The sequence below is a fragment of the Roseovarius maritimus genome, assembly GCF_043355895.2.
In the GTDB taxonomy this organism is placed as follows: Bacteria; Pseudomonadota; Alphaproteobacteria; order Rhodobacterales; family Rhodobacteraceae; genus Roseovarius; species Roseovarius maritimus.
This window is the reverse complement of the sequence record NZ_JBHFPF020000001.1, coordinates 624,130-649,628: the sequence shown is the minus strand read 5'-3', so window position 1 is coordinate 649,628 and position 25,499 is coordinate 624,130. Positions and strand designations below refer to the sequence as shown.

Here is a 25,499-nt window from a genome sequence, read left to right as displayed (position 1 = left end):
CCCCGGTAGGTCGGGAGAAACCAAATGATCCAGATGCAGACAAACCTGGATGTTGCTGACAACAGCGGCGCGCGCCGCGTTCAGTGCATCAAGGTTCTGGGTGGTTCCAAGCGTAAATACGCGTCCGTCGGCGACATCATCGTCGTCTCGGTCAAGGAAGCCATCCCCCGTGGCCGTGTGAAGAAGGGTGACGTCCGCAAGGCCGTTGTCGTTCGCACCGCCAAGGAAGTGCGCCGCGAAGACGGCACCGCAATCCGTTTTGACCGCAACGCCGCCGTGATCCTGAACAACGCAGGTGAGCCGGTCGGTACGCGTATCTTCGGCCCGGTCGTTCGCGAGTTGCGGGCCAAGAAATTCATGAAAATCATCTCGCTCGCCCCGGAGGTGCTGTGACATGGCTGCCAAACTGAAGAAAGGCGACAAGGTCGTCGTCCTCGCTGGCAAGGACAAAGGCAAGGAGGGCACGATTGCCTCCGTCGATCCCAAGGCCGGCAAGGCCGTGGTCGATGGTGTCAACATGGCCATCCGCCACACCCGCCAGAGCCAGACCGCACAGGGCGGCCGCCTGCCCAAGGCAATGCCGATCGACCTGAGCAACATCGCGCTGCTGGATGCCAAGGGCAAGCCGACGCGCGTTGGCTTTGACATCAAGGACGGCAAGAAAGTGCGCGTCGCCAAGACCACGGGGGATGTGATCGATGCTTGATACTGCAAACTACACCCCGCGCCTGCAAACGCAGTTCCGCGACGAGATCAAGGCAAAGCTGAAAGAAGAATTCGGCTACACCAACGACATGATGATCCCGCGTCTGGACAAGATCGTCCTGAACATCGGCTGCGGCTCCGAGGCGGTCCGCGACAGCAAGAAGGCCAAATCGGCTCAGGATGACCTGAGCACGATCGCAGGCCAGCGCGCCGTCGTGACCAAGGCCAAGAACTCGATCGCCGGCTTCCGCGTTCGTGAGGACATGCCCCTTGGCGCCAAGGTGACGCTGCGCGGTGCGCGCATGTACGACTTCCTCGACCGTCTGATCACGGTCGCGATGCCCCGGATCCGCGACTTCCGCGGCGTTTCGGGCAAATCCTTCGATGGCCGTGGCAACTATGCGTTCGGCATCAAGGAGCACATCGTCTTCCCCGAGATCAACTTCGACAAGATCGACGAATCCTGGGGCATGGATGTCATCATCGCAACCACGGCGAAGACCGATGCCGAAGCAAAGGCGCTGTTGAAGCACTTCAACATGCCCTTCAACAGCTAAGGCGCGGGAGAGAGAGTTATGGCTAAGAAAGCAATGATCGAGCGCGAGAAGAAGCGCCAGAAACTGGTCGAAAAGTACGCCGCCAAACGCGCCGCACTGAAAGAGATCATCAATGACGAGAGCAAGCCGATGGAAGAGCGTTTCCGCGCGACCCTGAAGCTGGCGGATCTGCCCCGCAACAGCAGTGCAACACGTCTGCACAACCGCTGCCAGCTGACGGGCCGTCCGCATGCGTATTACCGCAAGCTCAAAGTGTCGCGTATCGCGCTGCGGGAACTGGGCCAGAACGGCCAGGCCCCCGGCCTCGTGAAATCCAGCTGGTAAGGGAGATTTGAAATGAATGATCCTATCGGCGATATGCTCACGCGGATCCGCAACGCCTCGATGCGCGGCAAGTCCACGGTGATGACCCCGGCCTCCAAAATGCGCGAGCGCGTGCTCGGTGTTCTGGCGGACGAAGGCTATATCCGCGGCTTTGAAGCGACGACCGGCAAGGATGGCCACCCGGCCATCGAGATCAGCCTGAAATATTTCGATGGCGCCCCCGTCATTCGCGAGATGAAGCGGGTCTCCAAGCCCGGCCGTCGCGTCTATCTGGGCGTCAAGGACATCCCCTCGGTCCGTCAGGGCCTGGGCGTGTCGATTGTCTCCACCCCCAAGGGTGTGATGTCGGATGCAAGTGCCCGCAGCCAGAACGTTGGCGGCGAAGTGCTCTGCACGATATTCTAAGGAGGCCAGAATATGTCTCGTATCGGCAAATTGCCCGTCTCGCTCCCTGATGGGGTTACTGCGTCGCTCAGCGGCCAGCAGCTTGAGATCAAGGGTCCCAAGGACGCCAAGGTGTTCACGTTCACGGATGACGTCACGATCGCTATCGAAGATAGCAAGATCACCGTCACCCCGCGTGGCAAGTCCAAGCGCGCGCGCCAGCAGTGGGGCATGACCCGCACTGTGGTGGCCAACATGGTCCACGGCGCCAAGGAGACGTTCAAGAAAGAGCTGGAAATCCGCGGCGTGGGTTACCGGGCGCAGCTTCAGGGCAATGTCCTGAAACTGAACCTCGGCCTGTCGCACGACGTCGATTTTCAAATTCCGGAAGGTGTGACTGTTACCGTCCCCAAGCCCACCGAACTGGTGGTCGAAGGCACGGACAAGCAGCTCGTCGGTCAGGTCGCGGCCAATATCCGCGACTGGCGTCGTCCCGAGCCCTATAAGGGCAAAGGCATTCGCTACAAAGACGAGTATATCTTCCAGAAAGAAGGCAAGAAGAAGTAAGGAACGGGTAGATGGCAAACAGCAAAAGAAAACTGTTTCTGAAACGCCGCCTGCGCGTTCGGAACAAACTTCGTCAGGTCAATGCAGGGCGCATGCGCCTCAGCGTTCACCGCAGCAACAAGAACATCAGCGCTCAGCTGATCGACGATGCGAACGGCGTGACGCTCGCATCGGCCTCGACCCTCGAAAAGGATCTGGGCATGGTCGGCAAGTGCAATGTCGAGGCGGCCACTAAGGTCGGCACGGCGATTGCCGAGCGCGCCAAGAAGGCCGGGGTGAGCGAAGCTTACTTCGACCGTGGCGGCTTTCTCTTCCACGGCAAGGTGAAGGCTCTGGCCGACGCTGCGCGTGAAGGTGGTCTGAAGATCTGATTTCAGCGTAGGCGGCCCCGATGTGGGGCCGCCTCGATGATCCGGGGGCGCTTTCCTGCCCACCTGGATTGATACATTTCAGGCGCCAAGCGTTGCGCCGCCAAGATAAAGGATTTGCCACATGGCAAGAGATGACAACCGTGGTGGTGGCCGCCGCAACCAGCGTGAAGAGGCCCCCGAATTTGCAGACCGCCTGGTCGCGATCAACCGCGTTTCCAAAACCGTCAAGGGCGGCAAGCGCTTTGGCTTTGCGGCGCTGGTCGTCGTAGGCGATCAGAAGGGCCGCGTCGGCTTTGGCAAGGGCAAGGCCAAGGAGGTCCCCGAGGCCATCCGCAAGGCGACCGAGGCTGCCAAGCGTGGCATGATCCGCGTGCCGCTGCGCGAGGGCCGCACCCTGCACCACGACATGGAAGGTCGCCACGGCGCCGGCAAGATCGTGATGCGGACCGCCCCTCAGGGTACCGGCATCATCGCCGGTGGTCCGATGCGTGCCGTGTTCGAGATGCTGGGCGTTCAGGACGTCGTTGCGAAATCCAACGGCAGCCAGAACCCCTACAACATGATCCGCGCCACCATGAACGGCCTGACCAAGGAGTCGAGCCCCCGCATGGTCGCGCAGCGCCGCGGCAAGAAGGTCGCGGACATTCAGGCAACTGCCGACGCACCCCGCCCGAAGGGCGAGCAAGCGCCCGTCGCTCAGGAGGGTTAAGACATGGCCAAGACTATCGTGATCAAGCAGATCGGCAGCCCGATCCGCCGCCCCGCCGAGCAGCGCGCAACGCTGATCGGCCTCGGCCTCAACAAGATGCACCGCGTGCGCGAGCTGGAGGACACTCCATCGGTCCGCGGCATGATCAACAAGATCCCGCATATGGTCCAGATTTTGGAAGAGAAGGGCTGAGGCTTCAGCTCTGTCTTTGAGATGGAAACGCCCCGGTCAGATATGGCCGGGTCGTTTTTCTTTTTGAGGCGCCGTTTTCTAGTGGCAATGAAGCGGCTTAGATCCCGCGTGGCAGCATTTCCCGGGGGGCGAACTTTTGCGACAGCCCCCGCTATGGGCGACAGGAGCGGTATCGGGCCGCGTTGACGCGTCATTTTCGCGGGCCTGTGCCGAAATCGGCACCAGTGAAAGCATTGCAACTGTCCAGGCGAGGGCAAATGATCTGATCACGGTGGAATATCCTGAAATGTAATTCCACCACTATGTTAACCAAGGTTAACGCCGTCAAGGCGGCCGACATTGCGAGGAAAGCGCTCATGTTCGTCAAGACACTCGCCGACACACTCGGGAGCCCCGACGACGTTGTGGGAGACGCCTTTGAGAGCCGCCGGATCCTATTGGCGCGCGACGGTCTGGGCTATTCGTTTCACGACACGCTGATAAAGGCGGGTAGTACGCAGCGCCTTGAATACAAAAACCATGTCGAGGCGAATTATTGCATCGAAGGCGAGGGGGAGATCGAGGAGGTGGCGACGGGCCGCACATGGCCACTGGTCCCCGGCACGATGTATGTGCTGGACGCGCATGATGCACATATCATCCGCGCGCGCACCGGCATGCGCCTTCTTTGTGTGTTCACGCCCGCCTTGACCGGCACCGAAACGCATGATGCGGATGGCAGTTACAATCCGCCAGACTGACCCCGCACTCTTGCAAGCGCCCGCCGCCCCCGCTATACGCGCCCGAGGTCGGCGGGTTTGCCGACTCACAACTCACGCAAAGCCGCGTTCGGCCGCTCCCGTCGCTGGGGGCCGCATCCGGCACAAGGAGAAGCGACATGAAATTGCATGAACTGCGCGATAACGACGGCGCAACCAAGAAGAAAAAGCGCATTGGCCGTGGTCCCGGTTCGGGCATGGGCAAGACCGGTGGCCGTGGTGTCAAGGGTCAGAAGTCCCGCTCGGGCGTGGCGATCAAGGGCTTTGAGGGTGGCCAGATGCCGCTCTACCAGCGTCTGCCCAAGCGCGGCTTCAACAAGCCGAACCGCAAGGCCTATGCCGTGGTCAATCTGGGCCTGATTCAGAAATTCATCGACGACAAGAAGCTGGACGCAGGTAGCGCCATCACCGAGGACGCGCTGATCGCGTCGGGCCTCGTGCGCCGCAAGCTGGACGGTGTCCGCGTGTTGGCCAAGGGCGACGTGACCTCCAAGATCACTCTGGAAGTCAGCGGCGCATCGAAGTCGGCCGTCGAGGCGGTCGAGAAGGCGGGTGGCTCACTGAAAGTCACAAGCGCGCAGGCGGCTGAATAAGAGGTTGTGAGCGGCGCGCCTGCCGCTTACACACTTCGTAGTTTTCAAAACGGACGCCGCCGGGCCGCTGGAAAACAGCACCCCGGCGGCGTTTGTCATTCCGAAAGAGACCCGAATGGTATCTGCAGCAGAACAAATGGCGGCCAACACCAGCTGGGCAGCGCTCGGCAAGGCCACCGATCTACGCAAGCGCATCGTCTATACCCTGATGCTCTTGATCGTCTATCGCCTCGGCACCTGGATCCCGGTGCCCGGCATCGACGGCGTCGAGCTGCGGGAATTCATGTCGAACGCGGGTGCCAGCATCGGCGGCATGCTCAGCATGTTCACCGGCGGCGCGCTGGGACGGATGGGGATTTTTGCTCTTGGAATCATGCCCTATATCTCGGCCTCGATCATCGTGCAGCTGATGACGGCGATGGTTCCGGCGCTTGAGCAGCTCAAGAAGGAGGGCGAGGCGGGGCGCAAGAAGATCAACCAGTACACCCGCTACGGCACCGTTTTTCTGGCGACGCTGCAGTCCTACGGCCTCGCGGTCAGCCTGCAATCAGGCGATCTGGTCACCAATCCCGGCACGTTCTTCATCGTCTCGTGCATGATCACGCTGGTCGGCGGCACCATGTTCCTGATGTGGCTGGGCGAGCAGATCACCGCGCGCGGCATCGGCAACGGCATCTCGCTGATCATCTTCGTCGGCATCATCGCCGAAGTGCCCGCCGCCCTCGCACAGTTCTTTGCCAGCGGCCGTTCGGGCGCGATCAGCCCGGCTGTCATCGTCGGCGTGATCGTGATGGTGATCGCCGTGATCGCCTTCGTGGTCTTCATGGAGCGGTCCCTGCGCAAGGTGCATATCCAGTATCCGCGCCGCCAGGTGGGGATGAAGGTCTATGACGGCGGATCGTCGCACCTGCCGATCAAGGTGAACCCGGCGGGCGTGATCCCGGCGATTTTCGCCTCGTCGCTGCTACTGTTGCCGACCACGATCAGCACGTTCTCGGGCGGGCAGGGCACCAGCCCGATCATGTCCACCATCCTCGCCTATTTCGGCCCCGGTCAGCCGCTCTATCTGCTGTTCTTCACCGGTATGATCGTGTTCTTTGCCTATTTCTACACATACAACGTCGCGTTCAAACCCGACGAGGTTGCGGACAATCTCAAGAACCAGAACGGTTTTGTTCCCGGCATTCGTCCGGGCAAGCGGACGGCGGAGTATCTGGAATATGTCGTCAGCCGCGTTCTTGTCCTCGGCTCGGGCTATCTGGCGCTGGTCTGCCTGCTGCCGGAAATTTTGCGCGCACAGTTTGCCATTCCCTTTTATTTCGGCGGCACTTCGGTTCTTATTGTCGTGTCGGTCACGATGGATACCATCCAGCAGGTGCAGAGCCATCTTCTGGCACATCAATATGAGGGCTTGATCGAAAAATCGCAGCTCGGCGGCAAAGGAAAGCGCCGTGCACGGCGCAAAGGGACAGGACGTAAGTAAATGAACATTATTCTTCTCGGACCGCCGGGCGCGGGCAAAGGCACGCAGGCCCAGCATCTGGTTGCAGAACGTGGCATGATCCAGCTCAGCACGGGCGACATGCTGCGCGAAGCCAAGGCCTCCGGCACCGAGATGGGTAAGAAAGTGGCCGAAGTGATGGCGCGCGGTGATCTGGTCACCGACGAGATCGTGATCGGCCTCATCCGCGAAAAACTGGAGCAGGGCAAGGGCGGCGGCTTCATTTTTGACGGCTTCCCCCGCACGCTGCCGCAGGCCGACGCGCTTGGCCAGCTTCTGGCCGATTGCGGCGAGAGCCTGGATGCCGTCATAGAGATGCAGGTCGATGACGAGGCGCTGGTCGAGCGCATCACGTCGCGCTCCACCTGTGCGGGCTGCGGCGCGGTCTATAACGACAAGACCAAGCCCATTCCCGAGGACGGTGTCTGCACCAGCTGCGGCGAGGCGCATGAGTTTGTCCGCCGCGCCGATGACAATGAGGAGGCGCTGCGCAACCGTCTCATGGAATACTACAAGAAGACGTCGCCCCTGATCGGCTATTACTACGCCAAGGGCATGCTGAGCACCGTCAACGGTCTGGGAAGCATGGAAGATGTCACCGCCTCGATCGCGGCTGTTCTGGACGCCTGATCTTAGCCCACAACGGCACCGGGCAGGGGTGCGGCGCACAAGATTTGCGCGCCGCCCTTGACGCCCCGCGCAAATCCTCCTAACCAGCACCATCCCACAAGGGAGCTGATTCATTTGGGGCTTGCCCCATGCCGAATCGATCACCTGAATTCAGCTACGGCCTGGGGCGTCTGCCTTGGGCCTGCGTTGTGAAAAAAGGGCCCGGAATTACGGGCTCGCAACGAAAAGGAATATGCACGTGGCACGTATCGCCGGCGTCAACATCCCGACGCACAAACGGGTTCCCATCGCCCTCACCTATGTCACCGGTATCGGCCATTCGACGGCCAAGACCATCTGCGAAGCCGTCGGCATCGACGCATCGCGCCGCGTCAACGAGCTGAGCGACACCGAAGCTGTCGCCCTGCGCGAGTACATCGACGCCAACCTGACCGTCGAAGGCGACCTGCGCCGTGAGACGCAGATGAACATCAAGCGTCTGATGGACCTTGGTTGCTATCGCGGTCTGCGCCACCGCCGGAACCTGCCGGTTCGCGGTCAGCGTACCCATACCAATGCTCGCACCCGCAAAGGCCCCGCAAAGGCCATTGCCGGCAAGAAGAAATAAGGGAGGGCTCACGACATGGCACGCGATACCCGCCGCACGAAGAAGAAGGTTTCCAAGAACATCGCCACCGGCGTTGCGCATGTGAACTCTTCGTTCAACAACACCAAGATCCTGATCTCTGACGTTCAGGGCAACGCGATTGCATGGTCCTCGGCCGGCTCCTGCGGCTTCAAGGGCTCGCGCAAGTCGACGCCCTACGCCGCTCAGTTGGCTGCAGAGGATGCAGGCAAGAAGGCGCAAGAGCACGGCATGCGCACGCTGGAAGTCGAAGTGCAGGGCCCCGGTTCGGGCCGCGAGAGCGCGCTGCGCGCCCTCGCTGCTGTCGGCTTCAACATCACGTCAATCCGCGACGTGACGCCGATGGCGCATAACGGCTGCCGTCCGCCTAAGCGCCGCCGCGTCTGAGGCCTCTATTTCAAGTGGGGCTGCGCATGTCCGCGCGGCCCCATTTACGTCATTTTGAAACCTCGGGCGTTCTGGCCGTCGGACATGCGGGCAGAACTGGTATGGAGGGACACATGATCCACAAAAATTGGGCTGAACTGATCAAGCCGACCCAGCTGGACGTCAAGCCGGGTAATGATCCCGCGCGTCACGCAACGGTCGTCGCTGAGCCGCTTGAGCGGGGCTTTGGCCTGACGCTGGGCAACGCGCTGCGCCGCGTTCTGATGTCGTCGCTGCAAGGCGCGGCCATCACCGCTGTCCAGATCGACAACGTGCTGCATGAATTCTCGTCCGTTGCGGGTGTCCGCGAGGATGTCACCGACATAATCCTGAACCTCAAGGGCGTCGCGCTCCGCATGGAAGTCGAAGGCCCCAAGCGCCTGTCGATCAGTGCCAAGGGCCCCGGCATCGTCACCGCTGGCGATATCTCGGACAGCTCGGGCATCGAGGTTCTGAACCGCGATCACGTGATCTGCCACCTCGACGAGGGCGCTGACCTCTTCATGGAACTGACGGTCAACACCGGCAAGGGCTATGTCGCCGCAGACAAGAACAAGCCCGAGGACGCGCCGATCGGCATGATCCCCGTGGACGCGATCTATAGCCCGGTCCGCCGTGTCAGCTATGATGTGCAACCCACCCGCGAGGGGCAGGTGCTGGACTATGACAAGCTGACGCTGAAGGTCGAAACCGATGGCTCGATCACACCGGATGACGCCGTTGCCTACGCCGCCCGCATCCTGCAGGATCAGCTGAGCATCTTCGTCAACTTCGACGAGCCCGAAAGCGCGGGCCGCCAGGACGACGATGACGGTCTCGAGTTCAACCCGCTTCTGCTCAAGAAAGTGGACGAGCTGGAGCTATCGGTGCGCTCGGCCAACTGCCTCAAGAACGACAACATCGTCTATATCGGCGATCTGATCCAGAAGACCGAAGCCGAGATGCTGCGCACGCCGAACTTCGGCCGCAAGTCCTTGAACGAGATCAAGGAAGTGCTGTCGGGCATGGGCCTGCACCTTGGCATGGATGTCGAGGATTGGCCGCCCGACAATATCGAGGATCTGGCGAAGAAATTCGAAGACGCCTTTTGATTTTATGCAGGCCGGGCGAAACATCCCGGCCTGCTGACACGACCGGGCACATGCCCCAAGGAGAGCGGCGCGGCACGCACCCCGCCGCCAGACAAAGCAAAACCGCCTGTAGAGGGCAAATTTAGGAGTATTACACATGCGTCACGCAAGAGGTTATCGCCGCCTGAACCGCACCCACGAGCACCGCAAGGCGCTCTGGGCGAACATGGCTGGCTCGCTCATCGAACATGAGCAGATCAAGACGACACTGCCGAAAGCCAAGGAACTGCGCCGCATCATCGAGAAGATGATCACGCTGGGCAAGCGCGGCGATCTCCACGCCCGCCGCCAGGCTGCCTCACAGCTCAAGCAGGACCAGTATGTCGAGAAGCTGTTCGCCGTTCTGGGGCCGCGTTACAAAGACCGTCAGGGTGGCTATGTCCGCGTCTTGAAGGCCGGCTTCCGCTATGGCGACATGGCGCCGATGGCGATCATCGAATTCGTTGACCGCGATCCAGCTGCCAAGGGCAAGGCCGACAAGGAACGCGTCGCAGCCGAAATGGCGTCGATGGACGAAGACTAAACATCGCCCGCACGGGCAGGTGACAAAGGCCCCCGCCGGATCCGGCGGGGGTTTTTGCGTCTCAGGGCAGACTCTCGCAAACTTGCAATCGCGCGCGTCGGGGCGCATATCGCGTGGGCACGACCTTTCGTAGACAGTTTTCCGAGGCGCCCATGCTGAAACCCCTCGCCATTGCGCTCATAGCTTTCACCGCTCCTCTGGCCACGCCCGCCTCGGCGCAGATGGCGGTGCCGCAAAACAGCGCGCAAATACAGTTGGGATTCGTGCCGGTGGTCAAAGAAGTGACCCCTGCCGTAGTCAACATCTACGCCCGCCGCGTGATCGAGGGCCGCGCCAGCCCCTTCGCGGATGACCCGTTCTTCGGCCAGCTTTTTCAGAATTTCGCCGGCCAGCGCCCGCGTGTGGAGAACTCGCTGGGCTCGGGTGTGATTCTGGGCAGCGATGGCATTGTCGTGTCGAATTATCACGTGGTGGGGCAGGCGACCGACATCCGCGTCGTGCTGAACGACCGGCGCGAATTCGACGCTACCGTTCTTCTGGCGGATGAGGAAAGCGATCTGGCGATCCTTCAGCTTGAGGGTGGCGAAGATCTGCCTGCGCTGGAATTGCGCGCCTCCGATAGCGTCGAGGTGGGCGAGCTGGTGCTGGCCGTGGGCAACCCCTTTGGCGTGGGCCAGACGGTCAGCAGCGGGATCGTGTCAGGCCTTGCGCGCTCGGGAACAGCGACCGGCAATGCGCGCGGCTATTTCATCCAGACCGATGCGCCGATCAACCCCGGCAATTCGGGTGGGGCGTTGGTGGATGTGAATGGCGCGCTGATTGGCATCAACACCTCGATCCTCAGCCGCTCGGGCGGCTCGAACGGGATCGGCTTTGCGATCCCCGCCACGCTGGTGCGCCAGTTCGTCGATCAGGCCCGCGCGGGCGAGACGCGGTTTCAGCGTCCGTGGGCGGGCGTCAGCGGCCAGCCCGTCACCTATGACATGGCCGAGGGGCTGGGTCTTGGGCGGGCGGGCGGCATCATTCTTTCGGACATGCATCCGGCCAGCCCCTTCGGTACCGCCGGACTGGCCCCGGGTGACGTGATCCTCGCTGTGGACGGTCAGGAAGTGAATGGCCCCGCCGAGATGATCTACCGCATGAGCGTGGCGGGCCTTGGTGCCGATGTGGCGATGACAGTTCTTCAGGAGGGCGAAGCGCGCGAGGTTGCCGTGCCGATGCTGCGTGCCCCCGATGAGCCGCCCCGCGCGACGCTGACGACCGGGGCGCGCGCCGCCGTGCCGGGCGTTACGCTCAGCACCGTCAATCCCGCCGTGATGGCCGAGTATGACTTGCCGCTGATCGCGAAGGGCGTGCTGGTCGAGGATCCGGGCGATGTGGGAGCGCGTGCCGGTCTGCGGGCGGGCGACGTCATCCTCGGCATCAACGGCGCCGCCGTTACCGACAGCTTCAGCGCCGAGGCGGCGCTTGAGGCGGCCGAGCGGCGCCTTGCCCTGGATATCCAGCGCGGGCAGCGGCGGCTGACCATGCGCTTCCGGCTATAGATCATGGCGGATCTCTTCGATACTGGCGATACGCCCCCGACAGGCCAGCCGCAGGGTCATCGCCCGCTTGCCGACCTTCTGCGGCCCAAATCCCTTGGCGAGGTGATCGGGCAGGAGCAGGTGCTGGGCGATGAGGCGCCTTTGGGCGTCATGCTGGCCGCCGGTAGCCTTGGCAGCCTCATCTTCTGGGGGCCCCCCGGCGTGGGCAAAACGACCATCGCGCGCCTTCTGGCCGATGTAACGGACCTGCATTTCATCCAGATCAGCGCCATTTTTTCGGGCGTGGCCGAGCTGAAAAAAGTCTTTCAGGAGGCCAAGCACCGCGCCGAGAACGGGCAGGGCACGCTACTCTTCGTGGATGAGATCCACCGCTTCAACAAGGCGCAGCAGGACGGGTTCCTGCCCTATATGGAGGATGGCACGATCCTCTTGGTCGGCGCGACCACCGAGAACCCTAGTTTTGAATTGAATGCGGCCCTTCTAAGCCGCAGTCAGGTGCTGATCCTCACCCGTCTGGATCTGGCCGATCTGGAGCGCCTTGCACAGCGGGCCGAGCGCGAGCTGAATCGCGCGCTGCCCCTCGACGGCCCTGCGCGCGAGGCGCTGCTGGAGATGGCCGACGGCGACGGGCGCGCCCTTTTGAACCTGATCGAACAGATCATGGCATGGAAGATCGACGGCAAGCTCGGCACCGAGGGGCTGGCCTCCCGCCTGATGCGCCGCGCCGCGAAGTACGACAAGTCGGGCGACGAGCATTACAACCTGATCTCGGCGCTGCATAAATCCGTGCGCGGGTCCGACCCCGACGCGGCGCTCTATTGGCTGGCGCGGATGCTGACCGGGGGCGAGGATCCACGATACCTGGCGCGGCGTATCACCCGCATGGCGGTCGAGGATATCGGGCTCGCTGACACGCATGCGCACCGCGTCTGCCTGGACGCGTGGGAGACATATGAGCGCCTGGGCAGCCCAGAAGGGGAATTGGCGCTGGGTCAGGCGGTGATCTACCTTGCCCTCGCGCCCAAATCGAATGCGGGTTATGCGGCCTTCAAGGCGGCGATGCGCGAAGCGAAAAAGACCGGGTCCGAACCACCACCCAAACACATTCTCAACGCACCCACCAAACTGATGAAAGAGCAGGGCTTCGGCGCTGGTTATGCCTATGACCACGATGCCGAGGATGCGTTTTCAGGTCAGAACTACTTTCCCGATACGATGAAGCGACCGGTGCTTTACCAGCCGGTCGAGCGCGGATTCGAGCGGGAATTGAAGAAGCGGCTGGACTATTTTGGCAAGCTGCGCACGCGGCGTACATGACCTGAACCTGCGCCAATGCGTTGCGCGGTCGCCAGTTCCCTCATCGGCACCATAATAATTTCTGGAACCGTGCGGCGACGGCCTCGGATTGTAACGCAGCGCCGGTCACAGTGACGTGAAGGCGAATATACCCCGTGTATTCCACGGGCAAAAACAGAACCTGGATGACAAAGCCCAAGTCAACGCTCTTCCTCGGCGGGTCCGTTGCGGCGCTCATGACCGTCAGCTCGGCAGCTTTTGCGCAGACAATCAGCGACGACGTCGCGTTCGAGAGCGATACTGCCAGGTCCAGCGCCAATGTGGCCGGCGGACAGGTCGTCGTCGATCGCGTAATCTGCCACCGTCGGTGTGACCGTGCCTGATCCGGATATCGACCTGCCGTAGGCCCAGCCCGTTGTGACCATGGATCAGCCGCAACCCGAGATGCCCAAATACAACGAACCCGAGGTCACACGCCTCGCTCCCGAAAGCCGTCTGGGCGACGAAGTGATGGTCGATTGATCAGTTGAATATGACCAATCACGGACGGGCCGCGCCGCGATGCGCGTCAATTTTCCCGTCATAATTGTCTGTTTGCGACATTTACGCTGCATTGCGGCCAGATGACGCTACGTCACAGACGGTTGTCATGGCTCTGTTTTTAAGGGGTTTAGGTCGGTCGATCATAGGGTCAAGCCATAAAAATAAGGCATTTGGGCATATTCTTGCTGGCGGTGCGGCAAGATACGTGTTTTCATCTGCGCATGTCGCAATCGGACTATCATTTTGCAGACCGACACTCACTCTGTCACTGGCCCGCATCGCGCGGTCGAGCGAAGACGGGGGAGGCCCAACGAACGGGCGCGCGTTAAAGTGCGCTTTTCGGCTGCGCGGTCTGATTGCGAACAGCAGAATTCAATCAAAATCGGAGGTATCTATTGTGACTAAGTTTAAGAATAGCGAATTGATGACGCGACTGGGCAATGCCGCGAAAACCGGCGACATCTCGCGCCGCTCTTTTATGAATTACTCGATGGCCGCCGGCGTCGGCGCCACCACGGCGACCGGTCTCTGGACCAGCAAGGCGAACGCAGCCCCGCAAAAGGGTGGCACGTTCCGCTTTGGCATCCATGACGGCAACTCGTCCGATACGCATGATCCCGGCACCTATGTCAGCCGCCAGCAGATCTATCTGGCGCACCAGTACCGCTCGTATCTGACGATGATCAATCCCGATGGCACCTTGGGCAAAGACTTGGCCACCGCGTGGGAGCCGAACGAGGACGCATCTGTCTGGACGTTCGAGATCAACCCCGATGCCATCTTCCACTCGGGTAAGGCCGTGACGGCCGAGGATGTGGTCGACTCGCTGAACTTCCACCGCGGTGAGAAGTCGACCTCGGCGGCGAAGTCGCTGCTGACTTCGGTGTCCGACATTCGCGCGGACGGGGATCATGCCGTCGTGGTCGAGTTGAATGGCGGCAATGCCGATGTTCCGTGGCTGATGACCGACTACCATTTTGCCATCTGCCCCAGCAACGGCGACGGCACGATCGATTGGCAGTCCGGCGACGGCTCGGGCCCCTACAAGATCGACGAGGCCGAGTGGGGCGTTCAGTTCCGCCTGTCGCGCCACGACGGGTGGCACCTGGAGGGCGCCTATTTCGACGAGCTGCTGATGCTGGTGCTGAACGATCCCAACGCGCGTCAAACGGCGCTGGTGACGGGCGACGTGGACGCGGTGTCGCTGGTCGACCTCAAGACCAAGTCGCTGCTGGAGCGTGACCCGAACATCGAGATCCTGTCGGTGCCTTCGGCTGCGGCGATCACGATGCCGATGTTCTGCGACACGGCGCCCTTTGATGATGTCAATGTGCGTAACGCGCTGAAACTGGCGATGGACCGCGACGAGATCATCCAGAAGATCGCTTTCGGTGAGGCGACGATGGGCAATGATTTCCATCACAGCCCCGCGATGCCCTACTTCCCCGAGGGGATCGAGCAGCGCAGCTATGATCCCGATCAGGCCAAGTCGCTGCTGAAGAAGGCCGGTGCGGAAGGACTGGAAGTCAGCCTCAGCACCGCGGACTCGGTGTTCTCGGGTGCGGTCGACATGTGCGTGCTCTACTCCGAGCAGGCCAGCAAGGCGGGCATCAAGGTCAATGTCGTGCGCGAGCCGAACGATGGCTACTACTCGGATGTCTGGCTGAAGAAGCCGTTCACCGCCGTCAGCTGGGGCGCACGCCCCACGCCCGACGTGATGTATAGCCTGGCCTATGCGTCGGATGCGGCTTGGAACGAGTCGCACTGGCAGAACGAGAAGTTCAACGAGCTGCTGGTTCAGGCCAAGGCGGAGTTGAACGACGAGCGCCGCAGCGAGATGTATCGCGAGATGGCTCTGCTGGCGAAGGATGACGGGGGCACGATCATCCCGTTCTTCAATAACTTCGTCTATGCGGTGCGCGGCAACGTGCAGACCGGCGACGATCTGGCGCCCAGCTGGGAGCTGGACGGCGCGCGCGGACCCAGCCGTTGGTGGTTCGCAAGCTGATCGCGCAGGCATATTCAGGGTCCGGCATCATGGGATGCCGGACTCGTCTTCGCTGCCGGGCCTACGGCGGGCAGGTCAACTCTGCGCAGAGTTCGCGGCAGGCAATAAATTTTCCCCTCAAGAAAATTTATGAAAATCATCAGCTTGATATAATCTTGTGGATGGAACAGTTCATTCGTGTTTTGTTGGTCAAGTGTCGCTTTCGCACCCAAGATGTCGAGATATAGCGCCGACACTGCCAGAACGCCGCAGGCTTTCAGCCGGTCGCGCGATAATAAGAATATTGGTCTAAGGGAGAAGATATGAAAAACCCAGTCAATCAGCAGATGTTGGACCACCTTGCACATGCCGCCCGCGAAGGGCGTATCTCAAGGCGATCCTTCATGAATTATTCAATGGCCGCAGGCATGACCGCCAGCGCCGCCACCGGCCTTTGGGGCACCGCCGCCCGGGCCGAACCCAAACGCGGCGGCACGTTCCGCCTCGCCCAGCATGACGGCAACTCGGGCGACAGCCACGATCCGGGCCTTTACGAATCCAACGCCGAGATCATGCTGGCCCACACGTTCCGCGCCTTCCTGACCCAGATCATGCCGGACGGTACTCTGGCGGGTGACGTGGCCACGGAATGGTCGGCATCGGAGGATGCGTCCGAATGGACGTTCAAGCTGAACCCCAAGGCGACGTTCCATTCGGGCAAGAAGGTAACGGCCGAGGATGTCATCGCCTCGATGAACCTGCACCGCGGCGAAGAGAGCACATCGACCGCGAAGGCGCTGATGACGGGCATCAACGAAATCGTCGCCGACGACGAGCATACCGTGACATTCAAGATGGACGCCGGCAACGCCGACCTGCCTTGGCTGATGACCGATTATCACCTGGTCATCCTGCCTGCGAATGATGATGGCACTGCCGATTGGAAATCCGGCGATGGCTGCGGCCCCTATAAGCTGGACGTATTCGAGCCTGGCTTGCGCGCATCGCTGACCCGCCACGAGGACTGGCACGGCGAGGGTGCCTATTTCGATGCGGTCGAGGTGACGTTTATCAACGATCCCAACGCGCGCCAGACCGCCCTGGTCACTGGCGATGCGGACGCGACAAGCTGGCTGGAGAACAAGACGATGGCGCTGTTGGAGCGTCATGCGGAGGTCGACGTGATCAACGTGCCTTCGGCGCAGACGGTGACGATGCCGATGTTTTGCGATGTCGCGCCCTTCGACGATGTGGACGTCCGCAACGCGCTGAAGCTGTCGATCAAGCGCGAGGAAATGGTCGAGACCATCCTGTTCGGGGCGGGCAGCGTCGCGAACGATTTCCACCACTCGCCGGCGATGCCCTACTATCCCGAGGATATCGAACAGCGCACCTACGATCCGGACCAGGCGAAATCGCTGCTGAAGAAGGCCGGCAAGGAGAACCTGTCGGTCACGTTGAGCAGTGCCGATTCCATCGCCACCGGTGCGGTCGATCTGGCGATCCTCTATGCCGAGCATGCCAAGGCCGCCGGTATCGACATCAAGGTTCAGCGCGAGCCAAACGACGGTTACTGGTCCGATGTCTGGTTGAAGAAACCGTTCTGCATGGTCGCCTGGGGCGCGCGCCCGACGCCGGACGTGATGTACAGCCTTGCGTACAAATCCGATGCCGCTTGGAACGAATCGCATTGGCAGAATGAGGAGTTCAACAAGCTTCTGGACCAGGCCAAGTCCGAGCTGGACGACAGCCTGCGCGCCGAGATGTATCGCGACATGGCGATCCTCGCCAGGGACGACGGGGGCACGGTGATCCCCTACTGGATGAACTTCGTCTATGGCAAGCGCAAGAATATCGGCACGACTGGCGAATACACCAACGCCTGGCAGCTCGACGGCTACCGCGCCTGCAGCCGCTGGTGGTTCGACAGTTGACCTGACGATGCGGCCCGGCAGACACCTGCCGGGCCTTTTCCTCAAGGGAGGGCCGCGGCAAATTTTCGGGCAGGATCATCGACTTATCCGGTGACATTGGTGGAACCCGCCACAGCCCATCGCCGTTAAAGAATACTGCGCCGCGCAAGCGGTGAGAAAAGAAAAAAACCGCAGGAGGGACAAATGGGAGACATTCTTGGGCTCGTTGCAAAACGGCTCGGTTTGGGGCTGTTCATTCTATTCGTGATATCAGTCATCATCTTCTTCATGGTCGAACTGCTGCCCGGCGATATCGCCGAGGCGGTCTTGGGCCAAGGTGCAACCGAGGAAAACGTGAGAAACCTGCGCGAGCAGATGGGTCTGAATGATCCTGCGCTGGTGCGGTATTTCGACTGGCTCAAGGGGGCGATCTTTTTCGATTTCGGGCGCTCCATCGTGACCCAGGAACCGGTGATGAGCGTCATCGGCGAGCGGTTCCGCAACACGCTGTTCCTGGCGACCTATGCCGCGGTCATCGCGGTTCCCTTCGCCATCACCCTTGGCGTAATCGTCGCGCTTTTGCGCAACTCGATCTTTGACCGGGTGGCAAACGTGCTGACGCTGACCTCGATCTCGAGCCCGGAATTCTTTCTCGGCTACATCCTGATCCTCTATTTCTCGGTCAAGTGGGGCATGTTCCCCGCCATTGCCAGCCTCAGTGACGGCATGTCCTTCTGGGAACTGCTGCAGCGTACGTTCCTGCCGGCGCTGACGCTGGTTCTGGTGGTCACGGCGCACATGATGCGCATGACCCGCGCCGCCATCATCAACCTTCTGGCCTCACCCTATATCGAGATGGCCAAGCTCAAGGGCACGCCACCCTGGAAGGTGATCGTGCGCCACGCGCTGCCCAACGCCTGGGCCCCGATCATCAACGTGGTCGCGCTGAACCTGGCCTACCTCATCACGGGCGTTGTCCTTGTTGAGGTGGTCTTCGTCTATCCCGGCATCGGGCAGGCGTTGGTCGACGCGGTATCCAAGCGTGATTTCCCGGTTGTGCAGGCCTGCTGCCTGATCTTCGCCGCCACCTTCATCCTGCTGAACCTAGCGGCAGATGTGGGCGCAATTCTGACCAACCCGCGCCTGCGGCATCCGAAGTAAGGGAGAGAGACAATGGAAGATATTTCGACCCTTTTGTACTTTGGCATGTCGCCCAGCATGTTCGCGATCGTGTACTTCACGGTTCTGCTGGTCGCGTCCTGTGCCTTTGCCTATTACAACCAGCGCTCGCCATTCCTGCTGGTCTTTTCGCTGACATTGCTGTCGATCATCGTCGGCATTGTCGGCGGCGCCAGCGCGCTCTCGATGATCGCCGTGACGGCCTTCGTGATCGCGATGGCGGCGATGATGTCCTACGGCTTCCGCGAGTTCCTGATCCTGATCGTCTCCAAGGAGATGGCCAAGGAGTTGCGTACGGCGCCCCTGACGGCGGCGTTCGGCATGTTCGTCATCTTCGTCTACGCGATTGCCGGCATCTTCGCGCCGATGATCGCACCGCATGGCGAGGCCGAGGTGATCGCGTCGGCCTTTGCCCCGGCGGATGAGAACATGCTGCTGGGCGCGGATCAGCTGGGCCGCGACATGTTCAGCCGCCTGATCTACGGCACGCGCAATTCCGTCGGGCTGGCGCTGACGGCAACTCTGGCCGCGTTCTTCATGGGGGCTTTCGCGGGCCTTCTGGCGGCCACCAAAGGCGGTTGGTTCGACAACTTCATGGGCCGCGTCGCCGATGTGATCATGTCCATCCCGTCGCTGATCTTTGCCCTGCTGATGCTGTCGATCTTCGGCCCCTCCATGCCGGTCATCATCATCGCCGTGGCCATCATCTATGCGCCGCGCGTCTTCCGCCTGACACGGGCGGTCGCGGGCGATGTCGTGGTGATGGACTATATCGAGGCCGCCAAGCTGCGCGGCGAGGGGATGTGGTATCTCATCCGCCGCGAAATCCTGCCGAACTCGACCGCGCCACTCGTGGCGGAATTCGGGCTCGAATTCTGCTTCGTGTTCCTGCTGGTTGCGGGCCTCTCGTTCCTCGGCCTTGGCATCCAGCCGCCCACGGCAGACTGGGGCTCGATGGTGCGCGAGAATGCGACCCTGATCTCGTTCGGTGAAATCACACCGCTTATACCGGCTGCCGCCATCGCGCTTTTGACTGTGGGCGTGAACTTCGTGGTGGACTGGATGCTGCACCGGTCCTCGGGACTGAAGGAGTAATTGAATATGGAAAATCCGAAGAAGAAAGAGGTCCTGCTTAAGATCCGTAACCTGAAGATCGAGGGATACACGGATGAGACCTGGGTGCCGATCATCAAGGGCGTGGACCTTACCCTGCACCGGGGTGAGGTGATGGGCCTGATCGGCGAGTCCGGCGCCGGCAAGTCCACCATTGGCGCCGCCGCGATGGGCTATGCCCGTGACGGCACGCGCATCACCGAGGACAGCTCGATCGAGTTCGACGGGATGGAGCTGACCACCGCCACCGAAGCCGAGCGGCGCGGCCTGCGCGGCGCGCGTATCGCCTATGTCGCTCAATCGGCGGCGGCCTCCTTCAACCCGGCGCACAAGATCATCGACCAGCACACCGAAGCGCCGCTGCATTACCGCCTGAAGAAGCGGATGGATGCGCAAGAGGATGCGATCGAGCTTTATAACAAGCTGCGCCTGCCCAATCCGGACGAGATCGGGTTTCGCTATCCGCACCAGGTGTCGGGCGGGCAGTTGCAGCGCGCGATGACCGCGATGGCCATGTCCTGCCGTCCCGACCTGATCATCTTCGACGAGCCGACGACGGCCCTCGACGTGACTACCCAGATTGAGGTGCTCGCCGCGATCCGCGATATCGTGGACGAGTTCAACACCGCCGCGCTCTACATCACGCATGACCTGGCTGTGGTCGCCCAGATGGCGGATACGATCAAGGTTCTGCTGAAAGGCGAGGAGGTTGAAGAGGCCCCGACAAAGCAGATGCTGGATAACCCCAAGGAGGACTATACCAAATCCCTCTGGGCCGTCCGCAGCTTCGAGTCTCCGCAGCGTTCCCGCGAGGGGCGCGAGCCGCTGATCGAGGTCAAGAATGTCGATGCGGCCTATTCTGCCGGCCCCAAGATTCTCGACGACGTGAGTTTCGACATCTACGAGGGCATGACCGTCGCCGTCGTGGGCGAATCCGGTTCTGGCAAGTCGACGACCGCCCGTGTCATTACCGGCCTTCTGCCGCCGCAAAAGGGTGAAGTGCTGTTCAAGGGTCAGCCGTTCCCGGCCGATTACCGCAACCGCAACAAAGAGCAGCTGCGGCAGTGCCAGATGATCTACCAGATGGCCGACACCGCGCTGAACCCCAAGGTCAAGATCAGCGAGATCATCGGGCGACCCGCGAAATTCTACTCGGGCCTCTCGGGTGCTGCGCTCAAGAACCGCGTGGACGAGCTCTTGGACCTGATCGAGTTGGAGCCGTCGAAATACTATAACCGCTATCCGCCGGAACTGTCGGGCGGGCAAAAGCAGCGGATCGGCATCGCCCGTGCGCTTGCCGCCGAGCCCAGCTTCATCGTCTGCGACGAGGTGACATCGGCTTTGGATCAGTTGGTGGCCGAGGGTATCCTGCGCCTGCTCGATCGTCTTCAGGACGAGCTGAATCTGGCCTATATGTTCATCACGCACGATCTTGCGACCGTTCGATCGATCGCGGATGAGGTGGTGGTCATGCAGAACGGTCAAGTGGTGGAGCAGGGGCCAAAGGACAAGATGTTCACGCCGCCGCACCACCCCTATACAGACCTTCTGCTCAGCTCGGTTCCAGAGATGGACCCCGAGTGGCTGACCACGCTGCTGGAAGAGCGGGGCCTTGAAAATCTTGGCGAGGCCGCATCGGACAAGATCGATCCCGACGCCAAGAAGGTCGCGGCAACCAAGGTCTGATCGCGGAATGCAAGCAAAAGCGGCGGATGATATGTCATCCGCCGCTTCTTCTATTTTAGGTATGTGCTGCTAATTTTGCGTTGCGGTCCTCAGACCATGGCCATCCCGGTCAGGATCATCGTGCCGACAATCACGGCATAGACAATCAGTACGGCGGGAAATGTCGCGCTATGCGCACGGAGTTCGCGGTTCAGTTGATCTCTGGTCATGGGTACGATCGCTTTTATCGCAACCGGGGGTCTCCGTTCCCCGGTCAGAATTGGAAATTGGCGCATGGGGGCATCCCATCCGCCGCTGCATCTGCTGAACTTTTCGAGAGGCCGAACCGGTATGATTCAGCCAAGGCCGGCATGTCAGGTCATCGACATTGCGGACAGGACCATGGTCCCGACGATCAGGCCATAGACGAAAAGCACAGCAGGCCATGTGGCACTATGCATGCGAAGTTCGCGGTTCAGTTGATCCCGGGTCATGGGTGCCTCCTTTTAGTCTGCGCTTCCGTCTCGAGGGCGTCTTGCTATGCCCTGATCCGCATCTACAGCTTTTTTTCGTCATTACAATGGGCAAAAACAGAAAATTACATGCATTGCCTGCATGGCTGCTGCGCCGATTCCGCATGACTGGAGGGTGACCTTGCAACCCACTGATTTGGAGTGATTATTTGTCCGTAGGTCGTCGCGCTTGGCGGTGAAATAAAATTTCGTCTCACGCGTGGTGCCCGTTTTGTCACAGGTTGTGATCGTGGCGGCGCCCGCCAAGGCGCCGCCATGGCCCGTATCAGGCCGCTTGCGGGCCTTGCAGCGGCATCACCTTGAGGTCCCCCTCGGCGCGCGCCAGCATCGCTTGAGCGGCCGCCAGAGACGCCGCAGCGGTGGTGAAGTAGGGGATCTTGTCGTAGAGCGCGACCGACCGGATCTCGCGGCTGTCCTCGACCGAGAGCGCGCCTTCGGTCGTGTTCATCACCACGGCGATCTCGTTGTTCTTGAGCATGTCGACGATATTGGGGCGCCCCTCGTAAACCTTGTTGACGACAGTGCACTCGATCCCCTGCGCTTTGAGGAAGGCCGCCGTGCCGCGTGTCGCCACGATGGTGAACCCCATGCCGATCATGATCTCGGCCGCTGCGGTGATCTGCGCTGTCTTGTCCGCCTCCTTGACCGAGAAGAAGACCTGGCCTTCGGTGGGCAGGTTCACACCCGCGCCCATCTGCGCCTTGAGGAAGGCGCGGGCGAAACTGACATCCCAGCCCATCACCTCGCCGGTCGAGCGCATTTCCGGCCCGAGGATCGTGTCAACGCCGGGGAAGCGGGCAAAGGGCATCACCGCCTCCTTCACCGAAAACCACGGCATCGCGTAATCGGCCAGCGTCATCTGGTCGGCCATGGGCAGGCTGCCGGGGGTGGCATTTGCCGGATAGGCGCCGCGATGCGGGAAATTCGCCAGAGGCTCGCCCGCCATGAGGCGTGCGGCGATGGAGGCTATGGCGCTATCGGTCGCCTTGGCGACAAAAGGCACGGTGCGGCTGGCGCGGGGGTTCACCTCGATCAGGTAGATCTCGCCGTCCTTGACGGCGAATTGCACGTTCATCAGGCCCACGACCTTCAGCGCGCGCGCCAGCGCGATTGTCTGGCGCTCGATCTCGGCGATGATATCGGCATTCAGCGTGTAGGGCGGGATCGAGCAGGCGCTGTCGCCGGAATGAACGCCGGCCTCCTCGATATGCTGCATGATGCCCGCGACATGGACGTTCTCGCCATCGCAAAGCGCATCGACATCACATTCGATGGCGCCCGAAAGGTAGCTGTCCAGCAGCACCGGGCTTTTGCCCGAGACGACGACGGCCTCGGCGATATACCGCTCCAGATGCGGCATGTCGCGCACGATCTCCATTGCGCGCCCTCCCAAGACGTAGGAGGGGCGGATGACTAGCGGAAAGCCGATTTCATCCGCAATCGCAAAGGCTTGCGCATCGGTCGAGGCGATGCCGTTGCGCGGCTGCTTCAGCTCCAGACGGTTGACCAGATCCTGAAACCGCTCGCGATCCTCGGCCAGATCGATGGCGTCTGGCGAGGTGCCGAGGATCGGAATACCCTCCGCCTCCAGCGCATTGGCGAGCTTCAGCGGGGTCTGACCGCCGAACTGCACGATCACGCCATGGAGCGTGCCATTCTGTTGCTCTGTGCTGAGGATCTCCATCACATGCTCGAAGGTCAGCGGCTCGAAATAGAGGCGATCAGAGGTGTCGTAATCGGTGCTGACCGTCTCGGGGTTGCAGTTGATCATGATCGTCTCATAGCCCGCATCCGACAGCGCATAGCAGGCGTGGCAGCAGCAATAGTCGAACTCGATCCCCTGGCCGATCCGGTTGGGACCCCCGCCGAGAATGACGACCTTTCTGGCGTCCGTGGGCCGCGCCTCGCATTCGACCTCGCCCATCATCGGGGCCTCATAGGTGGAATACATGTAGGGCGTCTGCGCCTCGAACTCGGCCGCGCAGGTGTCGATCCGCTTGAAAACGGCACTCACGCCGGCGCCCCGGCGCGCGGCGCGCACAGCCTCTTCGGTTTGGCCGGTCAGCATGGCAAGGCGGGCATCGGTAAAGCCCATCATCTTCAGATGGCGCAGCCCTGCCTCGCCGCTGGGCAGGCCACTGGCGCGCACCTCTTCCTCGGCCTCGACGATCTCGCGGATGCGGGCCAGGAACCACGGATCATACATGGTGACCGCGTGGATATCGTCGTCGCTCAGGCCGTGGCGCATCGCCTGCGCGATCACGCGGATGCGGTCGGGCGTCTGCTTGGCCAGCGCACGGGTGATCGCCGGAACCTCGGGGGCGCCCTCGATCTCGATCTCGTCAAAGCCGGTCAGGCCCGTCTCCATCGAGGCGAGCGCCTTTTGCAGCGACTCGTGGATGGTGCGGCCGATTGCCATCGCCTCGCCCACGGATTTCATGGCGGTGGTCAGGTGCGGCTCGCTGCCGGCGAATTTCTCAAAGGCAAAGCGCGGGATCTTGGTCACGACATAGTCGATCGTCGGCTCGAAGCTGGCGGGTGTCACCTGCGTGATGTCGTTGTCAAGCTCATCCAGCGTATAGCCAACGGCCAGCTTGGCCGCGATCTTGGCAATGGGGAAACCCGTTGCCTTGGACGCCAGCGCCGACGAGCGGCTGACGCGCGGATTCATCTCGATCACCACCATGCGGCCATCGACGGGGTTGATCGCCCATTGCACGTTCGATCCGCCCGTCTCGACCCCGATCTCGCGCAGCACGGCGATGCTGTGATTGCGCATCACCTGATATTCCTTGTCCGTCAGGGTCAGGGCAGGGGCCACGGTGATGCTGTCGCCGGTATGTACGCCCATCGGATCGACGTTCTCGATGGCACAGACGATGATGGCATTGTCGGCGCGGTCGCGCACGACCTCCATCTCGAATTCCTTCCAGCCCAGCAGGCTCTCGTCGATCAGGATCTGCCCGACGGGCGACGCATCGAGGCCGGTCTTGCAGTAATGCTCGTAATCGTCGCGGTTATAGGCGACGCCGCCGCCCGTGCCGCCAAGCGTAAAGGCAGGGCGAATGATTGCCGGAAGGCCAACGTAATCAATGGCATCCATGCATTCCTGCATGGTGTTGGCGATGGTCGCCTTGGGGTTCTCGATGCCAAGCCGGTCCATCGCCTCGCGGAACAATTTACGGTCCTCGGCCATCTCGATGGCTTCGCGGTTGGCGCCAATCAGCTCGACGCCGAACTTCTCCAGCACGCCCATATCCGCGACAGCCAGCGCGGTGTTGAGGCCGGTTTGCCCGCCCATCGTGGGCAGCAGCGCGTCGGGCCGCTCCTTCTCGATGATCTTGGCGACGATCTCGGGGGTAATGGGCTCGATATAGGTGGCATCGGCCAGGCCCGGATCGGTCATGATTGTTGCGGGATTTGAGTTGACCAGGATGACGCGGTAGCCTTCCTCGCGCAGCGCCTTGCAGGCCTGTGCACCGGAATAGTCGAACTCGCAGGCCTGCCCGATGATGATGGGACCGGCCCCGATGATCATTATGGATTTGATATCGTCGCGCTTCGGCATGGCGGTCCCCGTTTGGCAGCTGTGAGTGCGCGAGGCCCGCCGGGTGCATCCGCTTGTGGCGCATGCGGCGGGCGCGCAAATTGTTGGCGGTTATATCCATGCGCCCGTCCGGCGCAAGGGGATAGGGGCGCATGGCCCGAGGGAATAGCCGATTTCCCCTGTT

General features: G+C 61.6%; 27 protein-coding genes. 25 read left to right on the top strand and 2 right to left on the bottom strand.

Features of this window, described 5'->3' with window-relative positions; all coding sequences use genetic code 11:
* Positions 1 to 24 precede the first annotated feature (24 nt).
* The 21 genes from rplN to ACEWPM_RS03095 all read left to right on the top strand — a co-directional run bounded on the left by rplN (position 25) and on the right by ACEWPM_RS03095 (position 15,386).
* Positions 25 to 393, top strand: a complete 369-nt coding sequence (rplN, locus tag ACEWPM_RS03195; RefSeq protein ID WP_336422234.1) for a 50S ribosomal protein L14 — start codon at positions 25 to 27, stop codon at positions 391 to 393.
* Between the two features lies 1 nt (position 394).
* A complete protein-coding gene (gene rplX, locus ACEWPM_RS03190; protein ID WP_076532305.1) occupies positions 395 to 706 on the top strand; it encodes a 50S ribosomal protein L24 in 312 nt (103 codons plus the stop codon).
* On the top strand, positions 699 to 1,262 hold the full coding sequence (gene rplE, locus ACEWPM_RS03185; RefSeq protein WP_393961721.1) for a 50S ribosomal protein L5: 564 nt from the start codon (positions 699 to 701) through the stop codon (positions 1,260 to 1,262). Before rplX ends, rplE begins: the two co-directional genes overlap by 8 nt.
* An 18-nt stretch (positions 1,263 to 1,280) precedes the next feature.
* On the top strand, positions 1,281 to 1,586 hold the full coding sequence (gene rpsN, locus ACEWPM_RS03180) for a 30S ribosomal protein S14 (RefSeq protein ID WP_393935168.1): 306 nt from the start codon (positions 1,281 to 1,283) through the stop codon (positions 1,584 to 1,586).
* 12 nt (positions 1,587 to 1,598) lie between these two features.
* Positions 1,599 to 1,991: a 30S ribosomal protein S8 gene (gene rpsH / locus ACEWPM_RS03175; RefSeq protein ID WP_393961720.1), complete on the top strand. Its 393-nt coding sequence runs from the start codon at positions 1,599 to 1,601 to the stop codon at positions 1,989 to 1,991.
* A gap of 12 nt (positions 1,992 to 2,003) precedes the next feature.
* Positions 2,004 to 2,537: a 50S ribosomal protein L6 gene (gene rplF / locus ACEWPM_RS03170; protein WP_393961718.1), complete on the top strand. Its 534-nt coding sequence runs from the start codon at positions 2,004 to 2,006 to the stop codon at positions 2,535 to 2,537.
* 11 nt (positions 2,538 to 2,548) lie between these two features.
* Positions 2,549 to 2,908, top strand: coding sequence for a 50S ribosomal protein L18 (gene rplR / locus ACEWPM_RS03165; protein ID WP_393961717.1), 360 nt, complete (start codon positions 2,549 to 2,551; stop codon positions 2,906 to 2,908).
* A 121-nt stretch (positions 2,909 to 3,029) separates the two neighbouring features.
* A complete protein-coding gene (gene rpsE, locus ACEWPM_RS03160) occupies positions 3,030 to 3,617 on the top strand; it encodes a 30S ribosomal protein S5 (RefSeq protein ID WP_393961716.1) in 588 nt (195 codons plus the stop codon).
* A 3-nt stretch (positions 3,618 to 3,620) separates the two neighbouring features.
* Positions 3,621 to 3,809 carry a 50S ribosomal protein L30 gene (rpmD, locus tag ACEWPM_RS03155; RefSeq protein ID WP_393961715.1) on the top strand — a complete coding sequence of 63 codons (189 nt, stop codon included), beginning with the start codon at positions 3,621 to 3,623 and terminating at the stop codon, positions 3,807 to 3,809.
* A 356-nt stretch (positions 3,810 to 4,165) separates the two neighbouring features.
* A complete protein-coding gene (locus ACEWPM_RS03150) occupies positions 4,166 to 4,549 on the top strand; it encodes an ectoine synthase (protein WP_393961713.1) in 384 nt (127 codons plus the stop codon).
* A gap of 137 nt (positions 4,550 to 4,686) precedes the next feature.
* Positions 4,687 to 5,160: a 50S ribosomal protein L15 gene (rplO, locus tag ACEWPM_RS03145; protein WP_393961712.1), complete on the top strand. Its 474-nt coding sequence runs from the start codon at positions 4,687 to 4,689 to the stop codon at positions 5,158 to 5,160.
* 115 nt (positions 5,161 to 5,275) lie between these two features.
* Positions 5,276 to 6,643, top strand: a complete 1,368-nt coding sequence (secY, locus tag ACEWPM_RS03140; RefSeq protein ID WP_393961711.1) for a preprotein translocase subunit SecY — start codon at positions 5,276 to 5,278, stop codon at positions 6,641 to 6,643.
* Positions 6,644 to 7,291 carry an adenylate kinase gene (locus ACEWPM_RS03135; RefSeq protein ID WP_393961710.1) on the top strand — a complete coding sequence of 216 codons (648 nt, stop codon included), beginning with the start codon at positions 6,644 to 6,646 and terminating at the stop codon, positions 7,289 to 7,291.
* Between the two features lie 238 nt (positions 7,292 to 7,529).
* On the top strand, positions 7,530 to 7,898 hold the full coding sequence (rpsM, locus tag ACEWPM_RS03130; protein WP_393935151.1) for a 30S ribosomal protein S13: 369 nt from the start codon (positions 7,530 to 7,532) through the stop codon (positions 7,896 to 7,898).
* A gap of 15 nt (positions 7,899 to 7,913) precedes the next feature.
* Positions 7,914 to 8,303, top strand: coding sequence for a 30S ribosomal protein S11 (gene rpsK, locus ACEWPM_RS03125; protein ID WP_076532328.1), 390 nt, complete (start codon positions 7,914 to 7,916; stop codon positions 8,301 to 8,303).
* A 113-nt stretch (positions 8,304 to 8,416) separates the two neighbouring features.
* A complete protein-coding gene (locus ACEWPM_RS03120) occupies positions 8,417 to 9,433 on the top strand; it encodes a DNA-directed RNA polymerase subunit alpha (RefSeq protein ID WP_393935149.1) in 1,017 nt (338 codons plus the stop codon).
* Between the two features lie 136 nt (positions 9,434 to 9,569).
* The gene (rplQ, locus tag ACEWPM_RS03115; RefSeq protein WP_393961709.1) at positions 9,570 to 9,995 is read left to right on the top strand and encodes a 50S ribosomal protein L17; all 426 of its coding nucleotides are present in this window, start codon (positions 9,570 to 9,572) and stop codon (positions 9,993 to 9,995) included.
* Between the two features lie 152 nt (positions 9,996 to 10,147).
* Positions 10,148 to 11,539 carry a trypsin-like peptidase domain-containing protein gene (locus ACEWPM_RS03110; RefSeq protein ID WP_393961708.1) on the top strand — a complete coding sequence of 464 codons (1,392 nt, stop codon included), beginning with the start codon at positions 10,148 to 10,150 and terminating at the stop codon, positions 11,537 to 11,539.
* Positions 11,540 to 11,542: 3 nt separating this feature from the next.
* Positions 11,543 to 12,856 carry a replication-associated recombination protein A gene (locus tag ACEWPM_RS03105; RefSeq protein ID WP_393961707.1) on the top strand — a complete coding sequence of 438 codons (1,314 nt, stop codon included), beginning with the start codon at positions 11,543 to 11,545 and terminating at the stop codon, positions 12,854 to 12,856.
* Between the two features lie 164 nt (positions 12,857 to 13,020).
* The gene (locus ACEWPM_RS03100) at positions 13,021 to 13,218 is read left to right on the top strand and encodes a hypothetical protein (protein ID WP_393961705.1); all 198 of its coding nucleotides are present in this window, start codon (positions 13,021 to 13,023) and stop codon (positions 13,216 to 13,218) included.
* 584 nt (positions 13,219 to 13,802) lie between these two features.
* Positions 13,803 to 15,386 carry an ABC transporter substrate-binding protein gene (locus ACEWPM_RS03095; RefSeq protein ID WP_393961703.1) on the top strand — a complete coding sequence of 528 codons (1,584 nt, stop codon included), beginning with the start codon at positions 13,803 to 13,805 and terminating at the stop codon, positions 15,384 to 15,386.
* 14 nt (positions 15,387 to 15,400) lie between these two features.
* Here ACEWPM_RS03095 and ACEWPM_RS03090 read toward each other — a convergent pair whose 3' ends face one another.
* Entirely contained in the window at positions 15,401 to 15,724 is a 324-nt protein-coding gene (locus ACEWPM_RS03090) for a hypothetical protein (protein WP_420767995.1), read from the bottom strand.
* 45 nt (positions 15,725 to 15,769) lie between these two features.
* On the opposite strand from ACEWPM_RS03090, the gene ACEWPM_RS03085 reads away from it, so the two are divergent.
* The 4 genes from ACEWPM_RS03085 (at position 15,770) to ACEWPM_RS03070 (ending at position 21,256) form a co-directional block, all read left to right on the top strand.
* Positions 15,770 to 17,299, top strand: coding sequence for an ABC transporter substrate-binding protein (locus tag ACEWPM_RS03085; protein ID WP_393961701.1), 1,530 nt, complete (start codon positions 15,770 to 15,772; stop codon positions 17,297 to 17,299).
* Between the two features lie 183 nt (positions 17,300 to 17,482).
* Entirely contained in the window at positions 17,483 to 18,439 is a 957-nt protein-coding gene (locus tag ACEWPM_RS03080; RefSeq protein WP_393961700.1) for an ABC transporter permease, read from the top strand.
* A gap of 12 nt (positions 18,440 to 18,451) precedes the next feature.
* Positions 18,452 to 19,552 carry an ABC transporter permease gene (locus ACEWPM_RS03075; RefSeq protein ID WP_393961699.1) on the top strand — a complete coding sequence of 367 codons (1,101 nt, stop codon included), beginning with the start codon at positions 18,452 to 18,454 and terminating at the stop codon, positions 19,550 to 19,552.
* Between the two features lie 6 nt (positions 19,553 to 19,558).
* Positions 19,559 to 21,256 carry an ABC transporter ATP-binding protein gene (locus ACEWPM_RS03070; protein ID WP_393961698.1) on the top strand — a complete coding sequence of 566 codons (1,698 nt, stop codon included), beginning with the start codon at positions 19,559 to 19,561 and terminating at the stop codon, positions 21,254 to 21,256.
* Positions 21,257 to 22,033: 777 nt separating this feature from the next.
* Here the strand turns inward: ACEWPM_RS03070 and carB are convergent.
* On the bottom strand, positions 22,034 to 25,336 hold the full coding sequence (gene carB, locus ACEWPM_RS03065; protein ID WP_393964143.1) for a carbamoyl-phosphate synthase large subunit: 3,303 nt from the start codon (positions 25,334 to 25,336) through the stop codon (positions 22,034 to 22,036).
* Positions 25,337 to 25,499: the final 163 nt, after the last annotated feature.